Source organism: Marinobacter sp. BW6 (assembly GCF_008107725.1).
In the GTDB taxonomy this organism is placed as follows: domain Bacteria; phylum Pseudomonadota; class Gammaproteobacteria; order Pseudomonadales; family Oleiphilaceae; genus Marinobacter.
Map to the genome: position 1 here is coordinate 560,424 of NZ_VIRN01000064.1, position 23,278 is coordinate 583,701.

Consider the following 23,278-nt stretch of genomic DNA (forward strand, 5'->3'; position numbering starts at 1 on the left):
GATGTCTCCATGGCGTCAGTGTGTCAGTGGATTTTAGAACCACCGGTGTGAGCTGCCATTGATGCAGATCAGTCGAAACTGCATCTTTCTGAGGCCCTTCACGGGTAGGCGAGTGTGTGGGCATGCTCGCGTGCACGTTGCCGAATGCCATGGTTTCTGAGAGTCTGGTCGGATAAGGCATCTGAAAAGGAGACTCCCATGACGCAAGACAAGAATCAGGACAAGCGCCGGAAATATTCGGCACCGGTTGTTGATGGCATTGGCAAATCGGCCAGTCGCGCCATGCTTCGGGCGGTCGGATTTACCGATGAGGATTTCAGGAAGCCCCAGATCGGCATTGCGTCTACGTGGAGTAACCTCACACCCTGCAATATGCATATTAATCAGCTGGCCGAAGAGTCAGCCGCAGGTGCCGATGAAGCGGGCGGCAAGTCGCTGATCTTTAATACCATCACGGTATCGGACGGTATTGCCAATGGTACCGAGGGCATGAAGTATTCACTGGTGTCCCGGGAGGTGATTGCCGATTCCATTGAGACGGTTGCCGGCTGTGAGGGATTCGATGGCCTGGTGGCCATCGGTGGCTGCGACAAGAACATGCCCGGTTGCGTTATGGGTCTGGCTCGTCTGAATCGGCCGTCGGTGTTTGTTTATGGTGGTACGATCATGCCCGGTGAGAACCATACCGATATCATTTCGGTTTTCGAGGCCGTGGGCGCCCATGCCCGGGGCGACCTGGACCTGATTGAGGTCAAGCAGATCGAGGAAACCGCGATTCCGGGGCCGGGCTCCTGCGGCGGCATGTATACCGCCAACACTATGGCCTCGGCTATCGAGGCCATGGGCATGAGCCTGCCCGGCAGCTCCGCCCAAAATGCGGTGTCGGAGATCAAGGCGGCCGATTGTCGTGGTGCCGGAGCGGCCGTGCTGAACCTGCTGGAGAAAGACATCAAGCCCAGCGACATCATGACCCGGAAAGCCTTCGAAAATGCCATTACGGTGGTCATCGCCCTGGGCGGTTCCACCAACGCGGTACTGCACTTGCTGGCCATGGCCAGTACGGTTGGTGTCGACCTGGAGCTGGAAGACTTTGTCGAGATTGGCAAGCGGGTGCCGGTGCTGGCGGATCTGCGCCCGAGCGGGCACTACATGATGTCGGAGCTGGTGGCCATTGGCGGTATCCAGCCGCTTATGAAAATGTTGCTGGACCGTGGGCTGCTGCACGGCGACTGTCTGACCGTAACCGGTCAGACTCTGGCCGAGAACCTGGCCGACGTTGCGCCCTATCCGGAAGGGCAGGACATCATTCACGCCTTTGATAATCCGATCAAAGCGGACAGCCATCTGCGTATACTGTTTGGAAACCTGTCTCCGACTGGCGCGGTAGCCAAGATCACCGGCAAGGAAGGCACTCACTTTACCGGTCGAGCCCGGGTGTTCCATTCCGAAGAAGAGGCCCAGGAGCGGATTCTTGATGGCACGGTGGTGGCCGGCGATGTGCTGGTCATTCGTTATGAAGGTCCAAAAGGGGGGCCGGGTATGCGGGAGATGCTCAGCCCCACCTCCGCCATTATGGGCAAGGGCTTGGGCAGCGACGTCGCTTTGATTACCGACGGCCGGTTTTCCGGAGGCAGTCACGGATTCGTGGTTGGCCATATCACACCGGAAGCGGCCGAGGGCGGCCCCATTGCGCTGGTTGAAGATGGCGACACCATTACCATTGATGCCATCAGCAACCGGATTGAGCTGGATGTCACCGATGAGGAGCTGGAGCGTCGGCGCCAGGCCTGGCAAAAGCCGGCTCCGCGTTTTACGAGGGGCACACTGGCGAAGTATTCGCGAACGGTAAGCTCCGCCTCAAAAGGGGCTGTAACCGACCTGCCCTGATTAAATTGGCGCTCGAATCGTCAGTTTTTCTGGCTTTCCCCAGTAGTATCCCTGGCCATAAAGGCGGGGGAACTGCTGGAGCCAGCGGGCGATAGCCTCCTCCTCCACACCTTCGACCACGACATCCAGGTTCAGGGCTTCACCCAGATCCAGCGCCGCTCGGAATATTCGCTGTCGGGCGGGTTGGGTGAGTATGTCACTGAGAAAACTCCGATCGATTTTTAACTCGTCTAGCTCGAATGCGGCAAGGGTTCCCAGCGAAGAGTGCCCCGTTCCAAAATCGTCGACGGCAATTCTGAAACCGCTGTGGCTAAGGGTCCGAATGACTTCTTGTGCCAAGGCTGTGTCAGCCATCATCGCTGTTTCGGTAATCTCCAGAATCAGGTCGGAAGGTTGTGCCCCATGGAAGTGAACAATCGCCTTCACCTTTTCAAGAAAGTCCGGGTAGGTAAGATCGTTTGTAGAAATATTGACCGCAACTGCAATGTGCTCTCCGTGACAGGCCTTCAGGGCGCTTATATCTTCACAGACGCGTTCGACCACCCAAAGCGTAACGTGGTGAATCATCCCGACCTGTTCGGCTAGCGGGATCCATCGATCCGGGGCAACCGTGCCGAAGTCCGGGTGTTGCCAGCGGATCAGGGCTTCCACTGAGGCGATACTTGCGTCCTGTATTCGCACGGTTGGTTGGTACTCCAGCCATATGCAGCCATTACCCAGCGCCTCTTCGATATCCAGCATCAGCATTTGCTGCTGGTACTGCCAGTCAGCGATAGCCGGGTCGTAAACCGTCAGGGGCTGACGCGTATCCAGAGCAGCAAAGCCTGCGGATGAAAGGATTTCTGACGCATCGACGCCATGCTCCGGAGCATGAGCAATACCCACAGAAGAGCTCCAGGACAGGGAGAATCGGCCTTCGCGGAAGTTCTCTCCCAACCAGTTCATGAGCGTTTTCAATTTTTCCGGGTAAGTGTCCGGAGCATCGCTGTGGTAAAAGGCGAAGGCATGATTGCTGGTATCAATGCTGGCGAGAGCGTAGCCGTCAATCATGATCAGCTGATCGCCCATGATCCGTTTCAGGAATCCGTCGAGCTCCCACAGATAACTTCTGAGCAGATCCTCCGCCGTCCGATGGCCGAGCACCTGCTCGATTTCGTTAAAACGGCTCAATTGAATCATGGCGACGGTGTAGGGCTGCTGTTGGCTATCAAGCTGATCCAGTGACTCCTCCAACATGGCCCGATTGGGTTTGCCGGTAACACTGTGGGTTTTGAGGAGTTGTTTGTAATTTTGCTCAACGTGAGTTCGCAGCTTTTGTTCCTGGCGGGCCCGGATATCCGAAGCCAGCCTTTTTTTGCGCTCTTCCAGTATCTGACGGCCAATGCCGCTGGTCAGTATCAGAGAGGCGGCCGCTGCACCGATAAAGAATGCGGAATCGGTAAAGCTGTTCACCGGGGCCCAGCCGACAGTCCGTGCCGCCGAGATAATTGTACCCAGGAGAATGCAGAGCAGTGATAACGCAAAGTAGCGGGCATACACCTCGTGTCGGGCCTGTTTGAGCGTCAGGGCCAGAATCATTGAGCCGCCTGTCAGAGCAAGTATCAGGAAGGAGTCCTGACCGACCAACGGAAGTCGCAGTGGCATTGCCAGCAGATGTAAAAGGCCGAGCACACTTGTCGCATTCAGTAGCAGTCTCGGGAGCTTGGAGACGTAGATAAAGTTTGGTGTGATTTGGCAAAGTGAGATGAGGCAAAGACAGAGGCTGATGTTCAGTACTGCGTTAATTTCCGGGAAGTTTGGCCAGATTAACCAGAGCCCGAATCCCTCCATAACAAGCTGCACGTGAATAACGGATAGAGTGAGAACGCCCAGCCACGCCAACCCCGGGAGCCTGAATTTCATCATGAAGCTGAGGTTCAGCAGCAACGCAAAGACCAGGAGGCCAGTGATGAACGCCTTCCAGGCCATGGTTCCTGCGATGCTGCTCACAACGTTGTTCGGTTCCAGAATGGTAATGGGAAGCAGCGTGGGGCCGGCATTTTGAACCTCGAACAATAGTGTGGAAGTGCCCGTTGGTAATGAAACTGGCCAGATCCACGGTGGTAGTGAAATCAGCCGATTACCGAATGGGTAAACGTCTCCCATTTCGCGAAGACGCTGGAAAACGCCGTTCTCATCGAGAATGGCGGGCCGGAGCCGGTCGATGTAAGGCGCAGATACGAGCGCCCACTGTTCGACGTTTGAGGTTCCGGGGTTTTCCACGGTCACCTTGAAGGTGACAGGCCCGTCGTAATAGCCAATGCCCGAGTTCTCTGATGGGGCCGTTTGCCAGTTTTTCTGCCGCCAGTTCTCGTCCTCGATAACATGTTTCAAAGGGGCAACCAGATAGTCGATCTGAACAATGCGGGAGGGCTGAGGCGCTGAAGCGGGAGAGCCGACTTGCGACAGCGGGGAAAGCGGATTTTCAGGTACATGGAACAGCGCTGCGAGCAGGCCGTATGCCATAGCAGCGAAAAGAAACAGGAATGGCAGCCACCGTCGAAATGGTGTCAGCCCGGACTGGGCTCGGAGTTCTGACAGCACGGCTTTTTCAGACTGATGTGTGCCGTCATCCATATGAAGCGACATTCCCGCTGAGTGGTGTTTTCTAACTCAATGAATCAGGAAGAATTTTAATGGATTTTCAGTTCACTTGCATTTGCTATGTGAAATTGGCGCAAGAAACTTTTCACCTGATCAAACAAAGCATTCGCTGGTATAGTTAGTATTGACCATCATATCTGTCGAAGTCTATTTCCGGACCGGTAGCGCGATACATGAATAAACCACAGGATCTGTACAAATGAGACTCGCCGGCTTTTCCCCTTTCGTGATCTTGATGTTGCTCTGGCTGCCTGGATCACTTATGGCCCATCAAACGGGGGGCGAATCCCAAAAGCGGGACGCAGAAACAGAAAGTGGACCCAGGCTAGCTTCGGTGAATGCCGCGGTTGCTGTGACTGGTGATAGCGAGCTGATTTTCGGCAAGAATGCCGACCGTTCCGTACCCATTGCCTCTGTCACCAAGGTCATGACCGCGCTGGTTGTGCTGGAATCCGGCGAGCCGCTGGATGAATGGCTGACCTTTCATGAGCGGCATACGCCCGCCGCCGCGAACGCTTACAGTCGGATCCGCATCGACTCAGAGATGCGTCGTAAAGATGTACTGCGCATCGCGCTGATGTCCTCCGAAAATTTTGCCGCCTATACCCTGGCCCGGAGCCATCCGGGTGGATTCGATGCCTTTATCGAGGCCATGAATGCCAAGGCCGTGGCCCTGGGTATGACCGGCACCCGGTTTGTTGATCCGACCGGACTGTCGTCGGAGAACCTTTCAACCGCGGCAGATCTGGTCAGGCTGGTGAACGCCGCAGCGGACTACCCGGAAATCCGGGAATACTCCACGACCGGTTATTTCCGGGGACAGTTCCGCCAGCCCCGTTACAGCCTGTCATTCGGTAACACCAATGCCCTGGTTCATCGCGACAGCTGGGGCGTGGCCCTCAGCAAGACCGGCTATCTCTCCGAGGCCGGGCGCTGTCTGGTGATGATCTCGAAGATGAACGGCAAAGAGGTGGTTACCGTGCTGCTGGATTCACTGGGCACCCGCTCGCCGATGGGCGATGCCGGGCGAATCAAACGCTGGCTGGACACCGGAGCCCGGGGTTCGGTGGCCGCGGCGGCCCGGCGTTACGAGCAGGAAAAGAACGCAGCCTACGCGACCGCAGGCAACAGCACGGTCAGTGTGAACTGACCCTGACAGGAATCCCGCTATGATCCAGATCCTCACCACCGGTGGCACTATCGATAAGGTTTACTTCGATGCCAACAGCGAGTTCGAAGTGGGCCACAGTCTATTGCCGGAGTTGCTGTCGGAATCCAATATCCATGAGGGCTATCGCCTGCGGGAGCTGATGCGCAAGGACAGCCTGGAGATGACCGATGACGATCGCCAGCAGGTACTGGCGGCGGCCAGTGAATGCGATTGTGGCCGAATCATTATCACCCACGGCACGGATACCATGGCCGATACTGCGGCGGTGCTGTCCAGCCTGAAGGACAAGACCATCGTATTGACCGGCGCCATGCAGCCGGCTCGAATGCGCCGAACCGATGCGGTATTCAATGTAGGGTTTGCCTGGGCCGCGGTGCAATTGCTGCCACCGGGTGTCTATATCGCCATGAATGGTGAAGTGTTCGAGGCCGGCGCCGTGCGCAAGAATCTTCAGGCGCAACGTTTCGAACGGACTTGAGCTTCAGGCCAGGCTGTCTTTCTCCTGACAGGTCAGTTCCCGATATTCGCCGGGCTTTAAGGCCTTATCCAGTTCAACCTGCCCGATCCGCACACGATGCAGCGCCTTGACGTGGTTACCAACGGCCGCCAGCATGCGCTTGACCTGATGGTAGCGTCCTTCCGAAATGGTAAGTTCAATGACCCCGCCGTCCAGAATCTGTATCCGGGCCGGTCGCGTCGGCTTGGGGTCGTTGTGCAGATCCACCCCGCGTTCCAGTTGTTGTGTGGCTGCGTCGGTCAGTGGTTCGCTCAGCGTTACCCGGTAGGTCTTCGGGCAGTCGGTTCGCGGTGAGGTGACCCGGTGGGACCATTGGCCATCGGTGGTCAGTAACAGTAAGCCGGTGGTGTCTGCGTCCAGGCGGCCGGCAATGTGGAGGTTTCGGGTAATGTCTGCAGGCAACAGGTCCAGCGCCGTTGGGTGATCGCTGTCGGTTGTCGCGCTCACGACACCTGCTGGCTTGTTCATCATCAGATAGCGTTCGCCCGGCAAAGACAGCCGGGTGCCCGACCAGGCTACCCGTTCATCGCCGACCAACTGAGTGTTGGCGCCCTTACAGATTTGTTCATTGATCGTTACCTCTCCCCTGCTGATGGCCCGCTTGGCCTCCTTTCGGGAGAGTTCGGTGCTGTTGGCAATAAACTGGTCCAGTCGCATGATATTCAGCAGCGTTGTCCCGGTGCCGGCGAGCTCAGGCTGGCCAGACAAAGCACCGGGGTTTCTCCAGTCATCCGGGACCAGAGCAGAGCCAGTGCTTCTGTGTTTACATCGGGGCGTGGAGTCCGGTAGCTCGCCGTAGGATCGATACCGCTACCATTCCGGGTCGCCAGAACAAAGGTAAAAGGGTGTGCACCGGGGATGCCGAGCCGGATGTCGGTGGCGGTAATGCGGTCGTCGACCTGATCGTAATCCAGGAATCCCCGGGTAAACCATTCCAGGCGCTGGGCCTCGGGCAGGTCCGAGACTGTCTTCGCCAGATCCGGACGGCGCGGAAAGTATTCAAGATTCAAAGGCGCATCGCCGTCCAGAAAGCCGGTAACAATTTCTACCCGCTGATCCCCCTGCAGAGCCGTGGCGCGCCATAACAGAGTGTTGAAAGGCATGGGTTGAACCAGCAGATCGGGGTTTTCAAGCCCGGCTTCCGCGAGCGCCGGTTGCACCCGTTGGGTAATGACCTGTTGGGCCAGGACACTCCAGCCCAGGTACAGGGTGGACACAGCCAGTCCTGCAATTACAGCTGACTTGGCTGGTGGTCGGGCCAGGAAAAAGAGGCAGCCGGCCAGCAGTGGCAGGGTATAGAGCGGGTCGATGATAAAAATGCTGCTTATGGCCACGGGTGGCCCGATTGGCCAGAACAGCTGGGTGCCATAGGTGGTGAAGGCGTCCAGCAAAGGATGGGTAATCAGGATCAGCCCCGTCAAGGCAAGCCACCGCTGAAAACTTAGTTGTGGTTTCCAGCGCCAGAGTAGCCAGGCCAGGGCCACTGCCAGAGGGGCCAGAATGAACAGCGAATGGCTGAATCCGCGATGCTGGGTGAAATTGGCAACGGCCGTCCCGTAGTCGATGACCACATCAAGATCCGGCAGGGTGCCCAGCACAGCGCCGGTCAGTAAAACTGAGCGGCCAAGGGTCTTGCCGGCGACCGCGCCGGCCAGGGAGGCGCCCAGGGCGGCCTGGGTTATGGAATCCATGTCAGATCAGTCTCGCATCAAAACGGTTACCTGCAGTATTAGGCCACTAGCACTTTGGTGGATCACTGGCCTGCAGGTATCTCCAGCTCTGCCAGCACCGACTCGCCGGGATAACCATCGGCCACCAGATTGTTGGCGGTCTGAAACTGCCGGATGGCAGACCGGGTTGCAGGACCCATGATGCCATCAGGCTTGCCAGGCTCATAGCCTCGTTGCTGCAGGGCTTGCTGCAGGCTGATGATGTTGTCACGGGACAGTGCCGGGGCATCCTCGGGTGGCGGGTTTTGCAACTTCCCGGCACCGGCAATCCGGTCTGCCAGATGACCAACCGCAATGGCGTAGAATTCGGAGCGGTTCCAGCCCATGATCACGCGGAAGTTGTCATAGGCAAGAAACGCCGGGCCACGGTGTCCTGCGGGTACCACCAGGGCGGCATCAATCGGTTCACGGGACAGCGCATTGCCAAAGGCATCCGTTATTCCCATTTTTCGCCATTCCGCCAGCGGCAAACGGCGCCCGTCCGCCAGGGAATAGTCGAAATTCTCGGGCAGAAGCACCTCACGCCCCCAGCGATAGTCGCCGTTCCAATTCATGGATTCCAGGAACCTGCCGGCCGACATCATGGCATCCGGCAGGCTGTTCCACAGATCCCTGCGACCATCTCCATCGGCATCGACAGCGTGTTTCAGGAAGACGGTGGGCATGAACTGTACATGGCCCATAGCGCCGGCCCAGGAACCCTCCATCTGGTCAGCCGGTATGGCGCCTTCATCAATGATGCGAAGGGCGGCGATCAGCTGCTCGGTGAAGAAGGTGCTGCGGCGGGGATCGCAGGCCAGGGTTGTCAGGGAGCTGGGTACCGGCATCTTGCCGAAATAACTGCCAAAATTGGTTTCCAGGCCCCAGAACGCCACCAGATAGGGCGCGGGTACGCCGGTTTCGCGGGTGACTCTGGCCAGCAGATTTTGGTGTTCCTGCAGTAGTTCCCGGCCCCTGCTTACCCGGGCATCGTTAACCCGCCGGTTCAGATAGTCGGCGAACGTCGTGGTGAACTCCGGTTGCCGCCGGTCCAGTTCGATCACTCGTGCCAGATGCTGAACTTCGGCCATCACCTCGCCGGCGGTCTTGCTGCTGACCCCGGCGGCAATGGCCTGATCCTGAAGCCGGGCCTTGCACTCGGCAAACCCCGCCGGCTCAGCTTCAGCGTTGTCCTGGGCGATGGCAGACAGTGGCAGGAGGGACAGAAAACCGGAAAACAATAAGCCGCGGGTAAGGCCGCCTTGGCGAAGAATCCTTGCAGGTGTGGTCAGCACACAAAACCTCTATCAGGCTGATGGTGGTGGATAATCCTGTCCCCATGTTAGCGCGTTTTCCAGCCGGAGAAACACTGTCCGGGGCCAGGTGGAGTGACAATTCTTTAACCTGCCGGTTCCCGGGAAATGGCGATTGTCGTCTTTTTGTTGCCGACAGGTATATGGCGAGGGCGTTTGTTCTATAGTTGCACCATAGAACCGGGTTGTGGATAGGGGAAGGTCTGAAATATGGCAATGCTGAAAGCGCTGGTCGTGGATGACGCCAGCTTTGTACGTGATCTGGTCAAACGAACCGTGCGCCAGCGTTTTCCGGTGATCGAGACAACCGATGCCCAGAACGGCCGGCGGGCCCAGTCACTGATGTCCCGGACGGCGTTTGACCTGATTCTGTGCGATTGGGAAATGCCCGAGATGTCGGGTCTGGAATTGTTGCAGTGGATGCGTCAGCAGCCCCAGTACGAAAACGTACCCTTCATCATGATCACCAGCCGGGGTGACAAGGATCACGTGATTGAAGCGGTCAAGGGGGGTGTTTCCGAATACCTTGGCAAACCCTTCAGCCCTGACGGACTTAGTAAGAAGATTATCAAGGTGATGGGCCGAAAACTGAAAGACGCCATGGATCGGGGCGGCAAGTCCATGGCCAGCCCCGCTGATGCCTTCAAGGAGTCGGCCAACCTGCTGACCCGTAAGTCGGAGCCAGGGGCAGAGAGCCTTGCTTCTCCAACACCTTCGTCATCCTCGCAGGCAGCCCCTTCTGCAACCTCCAAACAGGCATCGTCCCGCGGTTCGATGAGTCTTGCATCTGTGCGTTTTGCTGAAAGCACCCTGAAATCGGTGGTGAAGGATATCAACCTGACAGAGGTCCGGGTGATTGCCAAGCGGGATCAGGTGTTTCCCGGGATTCTTGACCAGGCGGTGGTGGACATCGAGACAGGCGAGGGTCAGATGGCCCGGCTGAACGGCTATGTACATCAGCTTCAGGCGGTGGACAAGCGTCAGGACACCGATTTTGTCAGCGTCACCATCCGTTTTGTCGATGAAGACCCGAAAAAGCTCGAGGAATTATCGAGGTTTATCGCCCGTTTCCGGGCAGGTGTGCGCTAGTTTTCCGTTTTCTCCGGGACACGTTCGACCAAACGTTCCCTGGGGAAATGACAGATAAACTCACTGCCATCTCCAATCCGGCTGCGAATCTCCAGATTGCCATCGTGGTTGAGCAACACGTGTTTGACGATTGCCAGACCAAGACCGGTGCCGCCGGTGTCCTTATGGCGGCTGGGGTCGGCCCGGTAGAAGCGTTCCGTCAGGCGGGGGATATGGACCGGGTCAATGCCGATACCGGTGTCCTTTACCGAGAGGTGCGCACCCTCCCGGTTGGTGGACCAGGATACGGTGATCTGACCGTGTGCAGGCGTGTACTTCACCGCATTGAAGATCAGGTTCGAAAAAGCGCTACGCAGCTGGCTTTCATCCCCTTTCAGTAGTCGGTGGTCGCCGATATTTACGGTAATCTCATGCTGTTTTTCGCCGCTGAGCGCCCGGGCGTCATGGCAGATCTGTGCCAGAAGCTGGTCCACGTCCGTGAGGGTGTCGTTAACTGTCTGTTCGCCGGTTTCGATTCGTGACAGCAAGATCAGATCGGTGATCAGGGCTTCCATCCGTGATGACTGCGCGGCCATGGTGTTAATGGCCCGGCGCCACTTCGGTGGCAGGTCGGCGGCGTTGTCCACCAGGGTTTCCAGGTAACCACTGATGACGGTGAGGGGGGTGCGCATCTCGTGGGAAACATTCCCGACGAAGTCACGGCGCATCTGTTCCAGCTGGTACAGGCGGGTCACGTCCTTGGCGACGATCAGTCGGTCGTCATCACCGAACAGGCTGATCTGAATCTGCAGGTGAATGTGCGGTTTGGCAGGCGAATGTATTTCCAGGGGGTCACGGTAATCCCGGGAATCGAAGTAGGTCTTGAACGCCGGAGTCCGGATCAGGTTATGAATGTACTGGCCCTGATCGGTGTTGCGGCGAAAACCCAGGAGGTACTCGGCGGAGCCGTTCCACCACTCCATCGCGCCGCGATAATCGGTCATGATCACACCATCGCGCATGGCGTTGGTGGACTCCTGCACCCGGTTAATCTGGGCCCTCAACCGGTCCTGGGATCTGAGGTGGTTCTGGTGCAGTTTGTGGAGATTGTCGAAGATATCTCCCCAGAGCCCGATGCTCTGAGGCGCTTCGTCGGTGGCGCTTGGGTTGGCCAGCCACTGGTAAAGACGCCGGGCCTGAACCAGCGTCCACCACAGGTAGACAATCAGCCCGAAGGTAAGGCCGTAGACGGGCTCACCAAAGTAGAGGCCGACGAGGGTGGAGCCAATCAGGCCACCGATAATGTAGCGTAGGTATCGTGACCAGTTGTGTTGCATCAAAAACTGCCTTGTGTCCGTTCCGGGGCTGATGCTCAGCTGGCCGGAGTTACTTACGCGGCTCTGGTCGAGAAGCGGTATCCGGTTCCCCGTACCGTCTGGATCAGGTGGTCATACTGGTCGCCGAGCGCTTTACGGAGCCGGCGGATGTGAACATCCACGGTCCGTTCTTCAACATAGACATTGCCTCCCCAGACCTGGTCCAGGAGCTGGGAGCGAGTATATACCCGTTCCTGGTGAGTCATGAAGAACTGAAGCAGTCGATATTCGGTGGGGCCCATGGTGAGGGCTCCTTGCTGGGTAGTGACCCGATGGCCGACCGGGTCCAGGGTCAGGCCTTCCACTTCAATTGGGCTGTCCACGCCGGGCGGTGTCGCTCGCCGCAGCACCGCTTTCAGGCGGGCGACCAGCTCCCGAGGACTGAACGGCTTGGTAATGTAATCGTCGGCACCAACCTCCAGACCCTGGATCTTGTTGTCTTCCTCAACCTTGGCAGTGAGCATGATAATGGGAATATCGGCGGTCGCTTCCTCTTTTTTCAGACGACGCGCCAGTTCTACGCCACTGGTGCCGGGAAGCATCCAGTCGAGGAGCACGAGATCCGGGTGTTTGTCGACAATCAGGGCATGGGCTTCCCGGGCGTCCGCTGCCTCCAGATAGTCATAATCCGCCATTTCAAGGGCCACCGCGATCATCTCGCGGATCGGGGCCTCGTCATCGACGATCAGGACAGTTTTTCCAGTCATGAGCTTTTAACCTGTGTCAGACCTTGGATTGTTGCTGCATTACAACGCCCAAGTGTTACAAGTATATGACAGGTTCAGCCAATGATGAGATCAATCACCAGGCCTGCAAAAACCGCGAAACCGGCCCAGTTGTTATTCAGAAACGCCTTGAAGCAGGCCTCGCGTTCCCGTTCCCGCGCCAGATACTGGTGGTACACGAACAGGCAGGTCATGGCCACGACGCCCAGGTAATAGAACGTACCCAGCTCGGCACGATGGCCCACCATGATCAGAATCAGCACGACCATACCCTGCAGAATGCCAATAATTGCTTTGTCGGCATCGCCGAACAGGATGGCCGTGGACTTGATGCCCACTTTCAGGTCGTCGTCACGGTCCACCATGGCGTACAAGGTGTCGTAGGCAACGGTCCAGAGTACGTTGGCTGTGAAAAGGAGCCAGGTGAGCTGGCTCAGTTCACCGGCCTCCGCCGCCCAGGCCATGGGAATGGCCCAGGAAAACGCGGCGCCCAAAAACAGCTGCGGCAAGTGAGTGTATCGCTTCATGAACGGGTAAATAAACGCCAGCAGGGCTCCGCCGAAGGAAAGGTAAAGAGTCAGCGGGTTGGTGAACAGAACCACCATCAGGAAGGAAACCAGGCACAGACCGGCGAACAGCGCTACCGCCTCCCAGGGTTTTACCCGGCCGGCGGTGAGCGGGCGGTCCTTGGTGCGTTTGACGTGCTTGTCCCAGTCCCGGTCAGCAAAATCGTTGATGGCGCAGCCGGCAGCGCGCATGAAGAAGACGCCCAGGGTGAAAATGATCACATTGCCAAGCCCGGGGCTGCCATCACCCGCCAGCCACAGAGCCCAGTAGGTCGGCCACAGCAGGAGAAGGGTTCCGATCGGGCGGTCGATTCTGAGCAGGCTGGCATAATCAGCCAGCCGGCGCTGGATAGGTTCTGGCACAGCATCAGGCAGCATGGCGTGCGTCCGTCTGGTGTTCTGAGAATTGAATGAGTGGTGGGATTATAGCCAGTGGCAGGAGGCCGGTTAAAGCATGTTCCGCTGAAACAGGGCTGGCAACAGGTACTCGCCAACCAGCAGGGAGCTGTTGTGGCCGCTGAACAGAGAGCGTCGGGCCAATTCCGGCTGGCCGGGTATTCCCGGTTTGCAGAGACCGGTTTCCAGCGGGCCCCGTTGCCAGTGGGGGCTGGTGAACAGGTAGGCGCCCAAAGGCCGGTTGCCCAGGTGCAACAGGCGTCGTCCCTCACCTTCCAGGCAGTCCAGGGGGATGATGGTTCTAGCCAACACCCAGGGCTGGTTGTCACCACAGAGGCTGACCTCCCTTATCCAGGCGTACTGGCGGTGAGGGATGTCGAGATGTCGGGCTTCCTCCTGTGTCGGCGTTGCAAAGCCTTCGCGGCGGACCTCGACATGAAAGGAGCGGCTACATTGCTTCTGCAGGGCCCGGGTAAACGAGCCCTCTACCTGCAGCCAATGCCGTGCAGGCCCGTGAACCGCCGGATTTCGAAGGCCTGCAGCTGTAAGCGATTGGTACCAGTCCGTCGGGGGTATGGTCAGGCGACTGTCGATGTCAGAGACCCTTGACTGCATAGATGCCGGGCGCATTGCGCCAGTAGCCCTTGTAGTCCATGCCGTAGCCGAACAGGAACCGATCTTCCACTTCCAGGCCGGTGAAATCGGCTTTCAGGTCCGGGCGGGCTTTGCGGTCATGCTGCTTGTCGACCAGAACGGCCGTCAGTACCTCGCTGGCACCGTGGGCGCGGCAGTAGTCGGCGATCGCACACAGGGTAGTGCCTTCGTCCAGAATGTCATCGACAATGAGAATGGTGCGGCCGTTCATATCGGCTTCGGGCTGCAGCTTCCACTCAAGAATGCCGCCGGTGGTTTCCTGACGGTAACGGGTGGCGTGCAGGTATTCGGCCTGGACCGGAAACCGGAGCCGGGGCAACAGCTGTCCGGTCAGGATTAGCCCGCCGTTCATCACGCAGAATAACAGGGGGTTACTGTCTTTCAGTCGGGCGGTAATATCGTCGGCCAGGTTGCCGACTGCAGTCTGTACCTGCTGTTCATCGACCAGACAGTCGGCTTCGGCCATTACCTGGTTCATTTCGGCGACGGTATCGGTCATATCGGTCGGTCCTGTCGTAAAACGGGCGATTATACCGGAGAGGGGCGACAGAAGGGAGGGGCGTTCCCTGCTGTCAGATCTGTAATTGTGGCTATTGGCAGAAAACCCCGAACTGGACCGTCGGCATTGGCATTGGTCAATTCCGGGGCGATGGGTATGATGGCCTGATTCGACAGTTGTTCGTATCTGTAATGCGAACAAAACACTTGCGTGTTTGATTGTCTGACAATTACTATTGCGCCCGGATGATATTGGGAGAAAACCTATGAAGAAGTGGCAATGCGTGGTTTGTGGTCTGATTTACGATGAAGCCGAAGGCTGGCCCGAGGACGGCATCGAGCCGGGCACCAAGTGGGAAGACGTACCGGAAGACTGGGTCTGCCCTGATTGCGGTGTCGGTAAGGAAGACTTCGAGATGATCGAGATCGGTTGATATTGCCCGGCACGGCAGGTGAAACCCGCCAAGGTTCGTTAAAAACAGGAACGCGGTTATGACTGAGCAGGCCCCCATCATTATCGTTGGCACCGGGTTGTCCGGCTACTCGCTGGCACGGGAAATCCGGAAGCAGGACAAGGATTCACCGGTCCTGATGGTGACCGCCGACGATGGCGTGAGTTACTCCAAGCCCATGTTGTCCACAGGCTTCACCAAGGGAAAGGATGCCGACGGACTGGCCCAGGGCGCGACCGACGCCATGGCGGAGCAGTTGAATGTCCGGATCCGGACCTTTGCCACGGTCACCGGCATTGATGCCGACGCCCACGAACTGATTCTTGGTGACGAGCGGCTTGCCTACAGCAAGCTGGTTCTGGCCTGGGGCGCCGATGTGATCCGGCTTGGCCTTGATGGTGATGGCCAGGAACACGTGTTTTCGATCAATGACCTGATGGATTATCGCGCCTTCCGGAAGGCCCTGGGCGAGGGCAAACGGGTGGCAATCATGGGGGCCGGCCTGATTGGTTGTGAGTTCGCCAACGATCTCCGAAACGGCGGTTATGAAGTGGACGTGATTGCTCCCTCCGAGGGTGTGATGCCCGGTTTGCTGCCCGAGGCTGCGGCCAACGCCGTCCAGCAGGAGCTGGAGAATCTGGGGGTTGGTTTCCACCTCGGAACCGTGGTTGACCGGGTCGACCGCAAGGGGAATGGCATCAGCCTGACCCTTGCCAATGGCGAGGCGCTGGACGCAGATTTGGTATTGTCGGCCGTTGGCCTTCGTCCGCGGATTGATCTGGCCCAGGCTGCGGGGCTTGAAACGGCCCGAGGCATCGTGGTCAATCGCGCCCTGGAGACCTCAGCGCCGGATGTTTACGCACTCGGTGACTGCGCCGAAGTCGACGGTCACGTCCTGCTTTATGTGTTGCCGCTGATGGCCTGTTCCCGGGCGCTTGCCAAAACGTTACTAGGTGAGCGCACCGAAGTGAGCTATGGCACCATGCCGGTGATGATCAAGACGCCCTGTTGCCCCACGGCAGTTTGCCCACCACCGTCCGAAGCCGAGGGCAGCTGGGAGGTTGAGCAGGATGGCACCAGCGTCAAGGCGCTGTTCAAGAGCCCCGGGGGCGATGTTCTGGGGTTTGCGGTAACCGGCAGCTTTGCCATGGAAAAGCAGGCCCTGTCCAAGGAAGTGCCGCCGATACACGGCTGATTCTCCTATTCCATTCGACAGCCCCGGTTCCACGGGGCTGTTTTCTGTTGGCCGGCCACGGCTTTTCATTGCGAAATTTCGCCGCTTGCGGTAGAAAACTCCTTCGTGTGCTAACGAAATCACAGGAGCAGGCATGCTTGAGGTAACCAAGAAACTGGTGGAGTTGCTGGATCTCTCGCCCATCGGTGACGACCACTTCCAGGGTGACAGCGAGGATCTGGGCTTTCCCAACGTGTTTGGCGGGCAGGTTCTTGGCCAGGCGTTGATGGCGGCCAGTCGAACCGTCGAAGGTCGCCTTTGTCACTCTCTCCATGCCTACTTTCTGCGCCCCGGCAACCAGGACATGCCCATTGACTACGAGGTCCAGCGCGTCCGTGATGGCGGCAGTTTCTCGGTACGTCGGGTGATTGCCCGCCAGGACGGCAAGGAAATCCTGACCGGTTCCATGTCGTTCCAGGTGGCCGAGGAAGGTTTTGAGCATCAGCTGACCATGCCGGATGCGCCGGACCCGGAAACGCTTCGCTCGGAACAGGAGTGGGGCGAACTGCTGGCGCCCCAGGTACCGGAAAAAATGCGGCCAATCCTGACCCGTGACCGCCCGATCGAGATCCGGCCGGTAAACCCGGTCAATCCGTTAAAGCCGGAGAAGCGCCCGCCCCACAAGCAGAGCTGGTTCCGGGCCCAGGGCCATCTGCCGGATGATCCTGTGCTGCACCGCTGCCTGCTGACCTATGCATCGGATTTCCAGTTTCTCGGTACGTCACTGAACCCCCACGGCCTGACGTTTATGAGCAAGGGGCTGCAGGTGGCCAGCCTGGATCACGCCATCTGGTTCCACCGGGATTTCCGCATGGACGAATGGCTGCTGTACGACAAGGACAGCCCCAGTGCTTCGGCAGGAAGGGGATTCAATCGCGGCAATTTCTTCAATCAGGACGGTGTGCTGGTGGCATCCACCACTCAGGAAGCCCTGATCCGTCAGAGGTCCTAGGCGGTTACCCCAGCTTGCGCTGGTCTGGTTGCTTATGGTTTTGATCCAACCAATCCATCAGTTCATCGAAGGGCAGGGGCGGTGTCAGCAGGTAACCCTGGATCATGTCGCAACCCATGTCCCTGAGCAGGTTGGCGGTGAGGTCATCCTCTACGCCTTCGGCCACCACCTGATAGCCCAGGCTGTGGCACATATCAATGGTAGTCTGCACAATCACCCGGTCTTCCGCCTCAGTGGTAAGCTCGGTGACCAGTGAACGATCAATCTTGACCTCGCTCGCGGGTAGCTGCTTGATGTAGGACAGTGATGAATAGCCGGACCCAAAGTCATCGATCGACACCGGGATACCTGTGGCGCTGAGTGAGTTCAGCGCCCTCAGAGAGTTGGCTGGGTCCTGCATCATGGAGGTTTCCGTTACCTCAAAAATTATGCTGCCCTGATGACTGTGATAACTGTTCATCAGACGCTGGACAAAGATAGGAAAGTCCGGCTCCCGCAGATTGTTGGGTGAAATATTGATGGATATGTTCAGGGGCCAGCCGCGCTCCAGCAGTCGTGAGCGCAATTCCAGTGATTGCTCAATTACCCACCGGGTCAGTGGTTTGATCAGCCCGGTCTGTTCCGCAAGAATGACAATCTCATCGGCGCGGATCGGTTTTGCCCGCCCGGGCCATCGAATCAAAACTTCAACTCCGACAATCCGGTCCGTTCTAAGGCTCTGTTTGGGCTGCATAAACAGAGCCAGCTCGTTGGTGTTGAGAGCATGTCGTAGCTCCGACACCATGGTCAGCCGGTCGGCGCTGTAGGAGTCTTTCTGGGACTTGTAATAGGCAATGCCCCGCTCTCGCGCAGAATCCGATCCTTCGGCGATCACCGCACGGCGGATCAGTGTGTTGGCATCCGTGCCGTGCTCCGGGAAGATCGCCACCCCGAGCCTAGGATCCAGTGGGATCTGCATGCCCAGGTAGTCAATCGGATAGCGTATGCCTTCCAGGGCCTTGAGAATGGCCCTTGGAACGGAGCCCGTTGTATCGGCGTCGACAATGAATGCGAAAGTCTGAGGGTCGAGTGAGGCCAAATAGAAATCACGCTGGTCACTCTTTTCCACAGGCATGGCGCCGGGGAGTTCCCGCGCGACTGCGTTGTAGTGCTTGGATGCCAATTCAAGAATGCGGTCACTGTTGCGATGTCCGAGAGTTTTGGTGACCGACTGCAGGTTGTTCAGGTGGATGATGACAACGCCATAGCGCCGCTCCGGGCTTCGAATCATCAGATCGTTCAGCATCATCTCCAGACTGCCCCGATTGGGAAGGCCAGTGAGCGGGTTGTGCAGGGCATGATCCATCAGTTTCAGCTCCGCCGACCGCCGAGCGGCCAGGGCATTCAGTTCTGCCTCCCTTGCTTCAACCTTGTCTTGCCGCTCCTGATATAGCCTTGCTGCCAAAGCGAGAGTCAGCAGAATCGCTTCGAGAGCCGAGCCGATCTGCATGCCATAGGTGGTGACAAAATTGTTGGGCAGCAGGCCGTACTTGTTGGCCGCCGTTATTGCACTGCCCAGGGTCAGCGCCGCCCAGGCCACCGTGTAATAACCGGCCTGCGGGTTTCCCTTCCACCATTGAACCGGTCCCAGCACGGTGAGTAGCAGGCAGCTGGGTATTGCCAGGGCTACGGTCAGCCGGCTGCCGGTGCTGTAATCCACGAAGAAGGTCATCAACGCAACAGCTGCGTTCAAGGATATTGCGAAAACTACCAACCGGTTGAGCGTCGGACCGGTTTCCCGCAGCTTCAGGAACGAGCGCGAGAACAGCAGGGTAAACAGTACCGCCAGGGGCACAGCCACCAACATGATCTGGTTCTGGATACCGGGGCTTTTCGGCCATAAGAACTGGAAGGCCGCACCGTTCAACGTGCCGATGAGCAGAAGATAGCCCAGCGTCGAGAGCACATAGAGCAGGTAAACCGGTTCCCGCAGAGCGGAAAAGATAAACAGGTTGAAGAAAATGACGGTGATCAGGATGCCGTAATAGATCGCGTGCATCTGGTCTTCGGTGGATGAATGCTCAAAAAAAGCCTGGGCGTTCCAGAGCCTGACCGGAATCTGCATGGCGCCCTCGGTGCGCACCTCCAGCAGAATTTGGTATTCGCTGGCAATACTCTGCTCGAAGGGGAACAGAAAATGCCGGTGCAGAATGGGCCGCTGTTCAAACGGCACATGATCCCCGGTCTCAAGTCGCGTGGCGATCCGGCCGTTCTCCAGCAGATGGAAGGTCAACCTGTCCAGCTGTGAGTAGCGGACTTCCAGCAGATTGATGGTGGCAGGATGGGCCACCGTAAAGCGGAGCCAGACTGTATCGCGGATGTAGCCGAAATTGGGGCTTTCTTCGGGCAGGACTTGCCAGTCGCCGGAGGCCAGGGCCTCGCTAGCCGTCAGGTTGTCATCAGGAGCGGCGCGCAGGTATTCGATCTGCGGGACATAGGAGACCTCAGCCCCGAGAGAGGGGGCAGCCAGGCCCGATAACAGCAACAGAGCTATCAGAAAACGAAGCCAGTGAGTGGATGCCACGTCGTACCGCTTAATTGTCATTGTCCAGAGGAGTATGGCGTGTCGTCTTTGGCGGCTCAAGTCGCCGGCAGAGCCTGTTTGGCAAATTTTTGTAGCCAGGGCTCAGATCTGCTCCAGCCATCCCCGGACCCAGGGCAGTGCTTCTGCTTCCGGCTCCATGGTTTCCAGGGCATCGATCCTGAGCGTGTCTCCGACCTTGCGGGCAGCGGTTTCGTAAAGCGCTTCTTCCATCAGTTCGCCGGCGCCACAGAAAGTGTCCCCGTAGGAGCTGTCACCCAGCACGATGATGCCAAACGGCCGGCCCGGTTGTTGCGGCAACTGATCCCGCAGGTCGAGGTAGAAGGGCAGTAGATTGGCCGGCAGCTCACCCTGTCCGGTCGTGGATGTGCATACCAGAAGCGCATCGTTGTTCGACGTGATGTCATCCAGTACCGGGTTCTCCAGCACAGTGACGTGGTGGCTCTCGCGTTCCAGCTCTTTCTTGAGAGTTCTGGCCGTCAGGAGCGCGCCACCATAGACGCTGCCCACCAGGATTCTGATTGATGTCATAGGTTACCCATTCGCTGCCTGAGAATTGACCATACGGTCGTTCGATGGCGCACGATCATAGCGGGAGTACTTTGCCGCCTCAAGGAGAGGGCGTGGGGGAGGAGTAGGTCTCCTGGCTTCGGACCCGCGGTGCTATCCGGTTGCGCCCGGCTTCTTTGGCGTTATAAAGGTTCAGGTCGGCCTGTTTGAGCAGGTCGTCAAGTGAGCGGGCCTTGGCAATAGAGCAAACCCCAGCGCTTATGGTCACCGGTAACGCCTGATCCCGGAACCGGAACGGATGCCTGGAGACTTCGGACCGCAACCTCTCTGCCAGAGTAAGGGCCTGCAGCAGGGAGGTGTCAGGCAATAAGACAAGAAACTCTTCACCGCCCCACCGGGCCGCGACATCGGCCTGCCGGATTACGTTTCTCATGAGTGCAGAGAACTCCCGGAGGACATTGTCGCCGGCATCGTGGCCGAACTGGTCGTTGATTTGCTTGAACAGATCCAGGTCGATCAGGGCAATGGAAAAATGGTGGCCAGAGCGTTGGTAGCGTGAAAACTCCATGGTCAGGCGGTTGTGCATGTCACGGCGGTTGGCTAGCCCGGTGAGTTCGTCGGTCCGTGCCGCATACTCATGGGTTTCGGCAAGCGCCAGAAGTTCATTGCGTGCCTTCAGGCGGCTGGCTTCAAGCACGAAACAGAAAATGGATTCGAAGGTCAGGGCGGCAAAAAAACGGATCTTGAAATCCATGCTGTATTCCGCGGATACCAGCGGGAGGCCGGGAAACTGGAATACCACCACGGCAACGAGGTAGCAAAACAGCAAAACCGCCGTGCCGGTTTTCAGATCGGTCAGGTAGAACAACAGAGGAGGGAAGACATAAAACCAGAGTGGTCCCGTGTTGCTCTCGCCGCCGGAGGCGATCAGGTAGGTGAAAAGCAGTCCGACAATAACGATCATCCCGGCTTTCTGGCGGGCGCGGTTGCCGGTGCCGGCAAAGTACAGCATGTTCAGGGCAATCAGGCCGATGAAAGAGCAGAGTACCCAGGCATGGGTTGTGTGCCCGGCGAACCAGGCCTTGGCGCCGATGCCAATCAGAAAGCCGATGGCGGTTGCAGAAAGCCAGGTGAGCAGTCGCGAGACCTGGGCGTCTTCCCGTTCGCCGGCAGCGATCTGCCCGGAGGAAGTTGGATGAGGCATGGGGACCTTGTTTGGTGTTTTTATAATTTTGACGCTTTTCGCCGGAATTATGAGTCAAGTTAGTGAATTTTTGCAGTCCCGTCTGTGATGTGTTTACTCTGTGTGAAATGTGACCGTTTTATTTCATTTTCATGTCAAAAAATTTATAGTTGCCGCGCGACAGAGCTCGCCCCCAATCCTCACAGACTAAACGAGACCTGATCTGTTATGGCCCGTTCAAGCGGATTTCTGGATACCCTCCTCACCAGCCCTACCACGGAACGATACAGGGTCGGCATCAGCCTGCTTTTCCTACTTGGTGTATGGCTGACTGTCGGATCATTCAGTCAGGGAATGCCCAACAGTATGTTGCTCATGGCCGCTGCGGTCATTGGCGGTTACATGGCGATCAATATCGGCGCCAACGATGTTGCCAACAATGTCGGCCCCGCGGTGGGTTCTGGTGCCTTGTCCCTGGGCGCGGCGGTCGTTATCGCTGCCATTTTTGAAGCCGGCGGGGCGATTATTGCCGGCGGTGACGTGGTTTCCACCATCAAGGGTGGCATCATCGATCCCTCGAATCTGGAAGAGGGCCGGGCTTTCGTCTGGCTGATGACGGCCGCCTTGCTGGCAGGCGCACTCTGGCTGAACCTGGCCACCTGGATGGGCGCGCCTGTTTCCACGACCCACTCAATTGTTGGTGGCGTTCTCGGCGCCGGTATCGCTGCCGGCGGATGGGGTATCGCTGACTGGGCGGTGATGGCCAAGATTGCCGCCAGCTGGGTGATCTCGCCGGTTCTCGGTGGTGCACTTGCGGCCTTGTTCCTGTTCGCGATCAAGAAGACCGTGCTTTACCGCAAGGAGGTCATTCCGGCAGCACGAACCTTTGTGCCCTGGCTGGTAGCGATCATGGCGTGGGCTTTCGGCACCTATCTGATGATCAAGGGCGTCAAGAAAATCGTCAAAGTCGATTTTATGGAAGCGACCCTGATCGGTCTTGCCGCCGCCGCCGTGGTGTTCTTTGTCATGCGTACCCTGGTGGGTCGCATGGCCTCAACCATGGAAAACAGCTCCGCGGGGGTGAATACCCTCTTCACCTGGCCGCTGATCTTTGCCGCCGCGCTACTGAGTTTTGCCCACGGCGCCAACGACGTGGCCAATGCCATTGGTCCACTGGCAGCCATCAACGACGCCCTATCTGCTGATTCGGTTGTCATGTCGGCGAATATTCCCCTGTGGGTGATGATGGTGGGCGCCCTGGGTCTGGCCGTTGGCCTGATGCTGTTCGGCCCGCGCCTGATCAAGACCGTTGGCAGTGAAATCACTGAACTGGATAAAACCCGGGCGTTCTGTATCGCCCTTTCGGCGGCGCTCACGGTAATCCTCGCGTCTCAACTGGGCTTGCCGGTCAGCTCCACCCATATCGCCATTGGTGGCGTGTTCGGTGTGGGCTTCCTCCGTGAGTACCTGAAGTCCAACTATGCAACCCAGCTGCACAAGATCATGGAGCACCATGATCCTGCCGAGCAGGAGCGTCTCAAGCCCTTCCTGGATGATTTCCGCAACGCATCGGTTGAGGAAATGGAGAATCTGCTCAAGCGGGCCAAGAAGAAAAAGCAGGTACCTCTGTCCAAGTCCGAGCGCAAACGCCTGAAGAAGATCTACCGGGAAGAGCTGGTGAAGCGTTCGCACCTGGTACGCATTGCGGCGGCATGGATTATTACTGTGCCGGCTTCTGCCATTATGGCCGCGATACTCTTCTTTACCCTTCGAGGCTTGTTGATCTGACCGGGCTGGTTGTATATACCGAGTTTGGTCATACTATCTTTAAAAAGGGGTGTCT

General features: G+C 57.9%; 20 protein-coding genes. 8 read left to right on the plus strand and 12 right to left on the minus strand.

What is annotated here, in order from left to right; genetic code table 11:
- The first annotated feature begins 198 nt into the window (after positions 1-198).
- On the plus strand, positions 199-1,887 hold the full coding sequence (gene ilvD / locus FMN52_RS11105; RefSeq protein WP_148608683.1) for a dihydroxy-acid dehydratase: 1,689 nt from the start codon (positions 199-201) through the stop codon (positions 1,885-1,887).
- On the opposite strand, the gene FMN52_RS11110 is transcribed toward ilvD, so the two are convergent.
- Positions 1,888-4,503 carry an EAL domain-containing protein gene (locus FMN52_RS11110; protein ID WP_148608684.1) on the minus strand — a complete coding sequence of 872 codons (2,616 nt, stop codon included), beginning with the start codon at positions 4,501-4,503 and terminating at the stop codon, positions 1,888-1,890.
- A gap of 262 nt (positions 4,504-4,765) precedes the next feature.
- On the opposite strand from FMN52_RS11110, the gene pbpG reads away from it, so the two are divergent.
- A complete protein-coding gene (pbpG, locus tag FMN52_RS11115; protein WP_275898194.1) occupies positions 4,766-5,680 on the plus strand; it encodes a D-alanyl-D-alanine endopeptidase in 915 nt (304 codons plus the stop codon).
- Between the two features lie 19 nt (positions 5,681-5,699).
- Positions 5,700-6,179: an asparaginase domain-containing protein gene (locus tag FMN52_RS11120; RefSeq protein WP_148608686.1), complete on the plus strand. Its 480-nt coding sequence runs from the start codon at positions 5,700-5,702 to the stop codon at positions 6,177-6,179.
- A 3-nt stretch (positions 6,180-6,182) separates the two neighbouring features.
- Here FMN52_RS11120 and rsuA read toward each other — a convergent pair whose 3' ends face one another.
- From rsuA to FMN52_RS11135, 3 genes are all read right to left on the minus strand, one after another.
- Positions 6,183-6,875 (minus strand): 16S rRNA pseudouridine(516) synthase RsuA, encoded by a 693-nt coding sequence (gene rsuA, locus FMN52_RS11125; protein ID WP_148609736.1) that lies wholly within the window; start codon positions 6,873-6,875, stop codon positions 6,183-6,185.
- Between the two features lie 5 nt (positions 6,876-6,880).
- Positions 6,881-7,909: a metal-dependent hydrolase gene (locus tag FMN52_RS11130; protein ID WP_148608687.1), complete on the minus strand. Its 1,029-nt coding sequence runs from the start codon at positions 7,907-7,909 to the stop codon at positions 6,881-6,883.
- 62 nt (positions 7,910-7,971) lie between these two features.
- Positions 7,972-9,222: a lytic murein transglycosylase gene (locus FMN52_RS11135; RefSeq protein WP_148608688.1), complete on the minus strand. Its 1,251-nt coding sequence runs from the start codon at positions 9,220-9,222 to the stop codon at positions 7,972-7,974.
- Between the two features lie 228 nt (positions 9,223-9,450).
- Between FMN52_RS11135 and FMN52_RS11140 the strand changes: the two genes are divergently transcribed.
- Entirely contained in the window at positions 9,451-10,329 is an 879-nt protein-coding gene (locus FMN52_RS11140; protein ID WP_148608689.1) for a response regulator, read from the plus strand.
- On the opposite strand, the gene phoR is transcribed toward FMN52_RS11140, so the two are convergent.
- The 5 genes from phoR to FMN52_RS11165 form a co-directional block, all read right to left on the minus strand.
- On the minus strand, positions 10,326-11,645 hold the full coding sequence (gene phoR / locus FMN52_RS11145) for a phosphate regulon sensor histidine kinase PhoR (protein ID WP_148608690.1): 1,320 nt from the start codon (positions 11,643-11,645) through the stop codon (positions 10,326-10,328). The genes FMN52_RS11140 and phoR overlap by 4 nt on opposite strands.
- 53 nt (positions 11,646-11,698) lie before the next feature.
- On the minus strand, positions 11,699-12,391 hold the full coding sequence (gene phoB, locus FMN52_RS11150) for a phosphate regulon transcriptional regulator PhoB (RefSeq protein WP_148608691.1): 693 nt from the start codon (positions 12,389-12,391) through the stop codon (positions 11,699-11,701).
- Positions 12,392-12,465: 74 nt separating this feature from the next.
- Positions 12,466-13,353, minus strand: coding sequence for a 4-hydroxybenzoate octaprenyltransferase (ubiA, locus tag FMN52_RS11155; RefSeq protein WP_148608692.1), 888 nt, complete (start codon positions 13,351-13,353; stop codon positions 12,466-12,468).
- Between the two features lie 69 nt (positions 13,354-13,422).
- Positions 13,423-13,986, minus strand: a complete 564-nt coding sequence (locus FMN52_RS11160) for a chorismate lyase (RefSeq protein ID WP_148608693.1) — start codon at positions 13,984-13,986, stop codon at positions 13,423-13,425.
- Positions 13,967-14,524, minus strand: a complete 558-nt coding sequence (locus tag FMN52_RS11165) for a hypoxanthine-guanine phosphoribosyltransferase (RefSeq protein WP_148608694.1) — start codon at positions 14,522-14,524, stop codon at positions 13,967-13,969. The genes FMN52_RS11160 and FMN52_RS11165 overlap by 20 nt, the downstream gene beginning before the upstream one ends.
- Before the next feature lie 265 nt (positions 14,525-14,789).
- Here FMN52_RS11165 and FMN52_RS11170 point away from each other — a divergent pair, with 265 nt between their 5' ends.
- The 3 genes from FMN52_RS11170 (at position 14,790) to FMN52_RS11180 (ending at position 17,161) form a co-directional block, all read left to right on the plus strand.
- On the plus strand, positions 14,790-14,957 hold the full coding sequence (locus FMN52_RS11170) for a rubredoxin (RefSeq protein ID WP_008173532.1): 168 nt from the start codon (positions 14,790-14,792) through the stop codon (positions 14,955-14,957).
- Between the two features lie 58 nt (positions 14,958-15,015).
- Complete coding sequence (locus tag FMN52_RS11175; RefSeq protein WP_148608695.1) at positions 15,016-16,170, plus strand: FAD-dependent oxidoreductase; 1,155 nt, start codon at positions 15,016-15,018, stop codon at positions 16,168-16,170.
- A 133-nt stretch (positions 16,171-16,303) separates the two neighbouring features.
- Positions 16,304-17,161 carry an acyl-CoA thioesterase II gene (locus FMN52_RS11180; protein ID WP_148608696.1) on the plus strand — a complete coding sequence of 286 codons (858 nt, stop codon included), beginning with the start codon at positions 16,304-16,306 and terminating at the stop codon, positions 17,159-17,161.
- 4 nt (positions 17,162-17,165) lie between these two features.
- Here the strand turns inward: FMN52_RS11180 and FMN52_RS11185 are convergent, their stop codons facing one another.
- From FMN52_RS11185 to FMN52_RS11195, 3 genes are all read right to left on the minus strand, one after another.
- Positions 17,166-19,745, minus strand: coding sequence for an EAL domain-containing protein (locus FMN52_RS11185; RefSeq protein WP_148608697.1), 2,580 nt, complete (start codon positions 19,743-19,745; stop codon positions 17,166-17,168).
- An 81-nt stretch (positions 19,746-19,826) separates the two neighbouring features.
- Positions 19,827-20,273: a flavodoxin gene (locus tag FMN52_RS11190; protein WP_148608698.1), complete on the minus strand. Its 447-nt coding sequence runs from the start codon at positions 20,271-20,273 to the stop codon at positions 19,827-19,829.
- A gap of 79 nt (positions 20,274-20,352) precedes the next feature.
- Entirely contained in the window at positions 20,353-21,456 is a 1,104-nt protein-coding gene (locus FMN52_RS11195; protein ID WP_148608699.1) for a GGDEF domain-containing protein, read from the minus strand.
- A gap of 207 nt (positions 21,457-21,663) precedes the next feature.
- Here FMN52_RS11195 and FMN52_RS11200 point away from each other — a divergent pair, with 207 nt between their 5' ends.
- Complete coding sequence (locus tag FMN52_RS11200; RefSeq protein ID WP_148608700.1) at positions 21,664-23,223, plus strand: inorganic phosphate transporter; 1,560 nt, start codon at positions 21,664-21,666, stop codon at positions 23,221-23,223.
- The last annotated feature ends 55 nt before the right edge of the window (positions 23,224-23,278 follow it).

Excerpts from the sequence above, each read along its gene's own strand:
- ilvD (WP_148608683.1), top strand. The coding sequence starts at position 199 with ATGACGCAAGACAAGAATCAGGACAAGCGCCGGAAATATTCGGCACCG.
- FMN52_RS11110 (WP_148608684.1), bottom strand. The coding sequence starts at position 4,503 with ATGGATGACGGCACACATCAGTCTGAAAAAGCCGTGCTGTCAGAACTC.
- pbpG (WP_275898194.1), top strand. The coding sequence starts at position 4,766 with ATGTTGCTCTGGCTGCCTGGATCACTTATGGCCCATCAAACGGGGGGC.
- FMN52_RS11120 (WP_148608686.1), top strand. The coding sequence starts at position 5,700 with ATGATCCAGATCCTCACCACCGGTGGCACTATCGATAAGGTTTACTTC.
- rsuA (WP_148609736.1), bottom strand. The coding sequence starts at position 6,875 with ATGCGACTGGACCAGTTTATTGCCAACAGCACCGAACTCTCCCGAAAG.
- FMN52_RS11130 (WP_148608687.1), bottom strand. The coding sequence starts at position 7,909 with ATGGATTCCATAACCCAGGCCGCCCTGGGCGCCTCCCTGGCCGGCGCG.
- FMN52_RS11140 (WP_148608689.1), top strand. The coding sequence starts at position 9,451 with ATGGCAATGCTGAAAGCGCTGGTCGTGGATGACGCCAGCTTTGTACGT.
- phoR (WP_148608690.1), bottom strand. The coding sequence starts at position 11,645 with ATGCAACACAACTGGTCACGATACCTACGCTACATTATCGGTGGCCTG.
- phoB (WP_148608691.1), bottom strand. The coding sequence starts at position 12,391 with ATGACTGGAAAAACTGTCCTGATCGTCGATGACGAGGCCCCGATCCGC.
- ubiA (WP_148608692.1), bottom strand. The coding sequence starts at position 13,353 with ATGCTGCCTGATGCTGTGCCAGAACCTATCCAGCGCCGGCTGGCTGAT.
- FMN52_RS11160 (WP_148608693.1), bottom strand. The coding sequence starts at position 13,986 with ATGCAGTCAAGGGTCTCTGACATCGACAGTCGCCTGACCATACCCCCG.
- FMN52_RS11165 (WP_148608694.1), bottom strand. The coding sequence starts at position 14,524 with ATGACCGATACCGTCGCCGAAATGAACCAGGTAATGGCCGAAGCCGAC.
- FMN52_RS11170 (WP_008173532.1), top strand. The coding sequence starts at position 14,790 with ATGAAGAAGTGGCAATGCGTGGTTTGTGGTCTGATTTACGATGAAGCC.
- FMN52_RS11175 (WP_148608695.1), top strand. The coding sequence starts at position 15,016 with ATGACTGAGCAGGCCCCCATCATTATCGTTGGCACCGGGTTGTCCGGC.
- FMN52_RS11180 (WP_148608696.1), top strand. The coding sequence starts at position 16,304 with ATGCTTGAGGTAACCAAGAAACTGGTGGAGTTGCTGGATCTCTCGCCC.
- FMN52_RS11185 (WP_148608697.1), bottom strand. The coding sequence starts at position 19,745 with ATGACAATTAAGCGGTACGACGTGGCATCCACTCACTGGCTTCGTTTT.
- FMN52_RS11190 (WP_148608698.1), bottom strand. The coding sequence starts at position 20,273 with ATGACATCAATCAGAATCCTGGTGGGCAGCGTCTATGGTGGCGCGCTC.
- FMN52_RS11195 (WP_148608699.1), bottom strand. The coding sequence starts at position 21,456 with ATGCCTCATCCAACTTCCTCCGGGCAGATCGCTGCCGGCGAACGGGAA.
- FMN52_RS11200 (WP_148608700.1), top strand. The coding sequence starts at position 21,664 with ATGGCCCGTTCAAGCGGATTTCTGGATACCCTCCTCACCAGCCCTACC.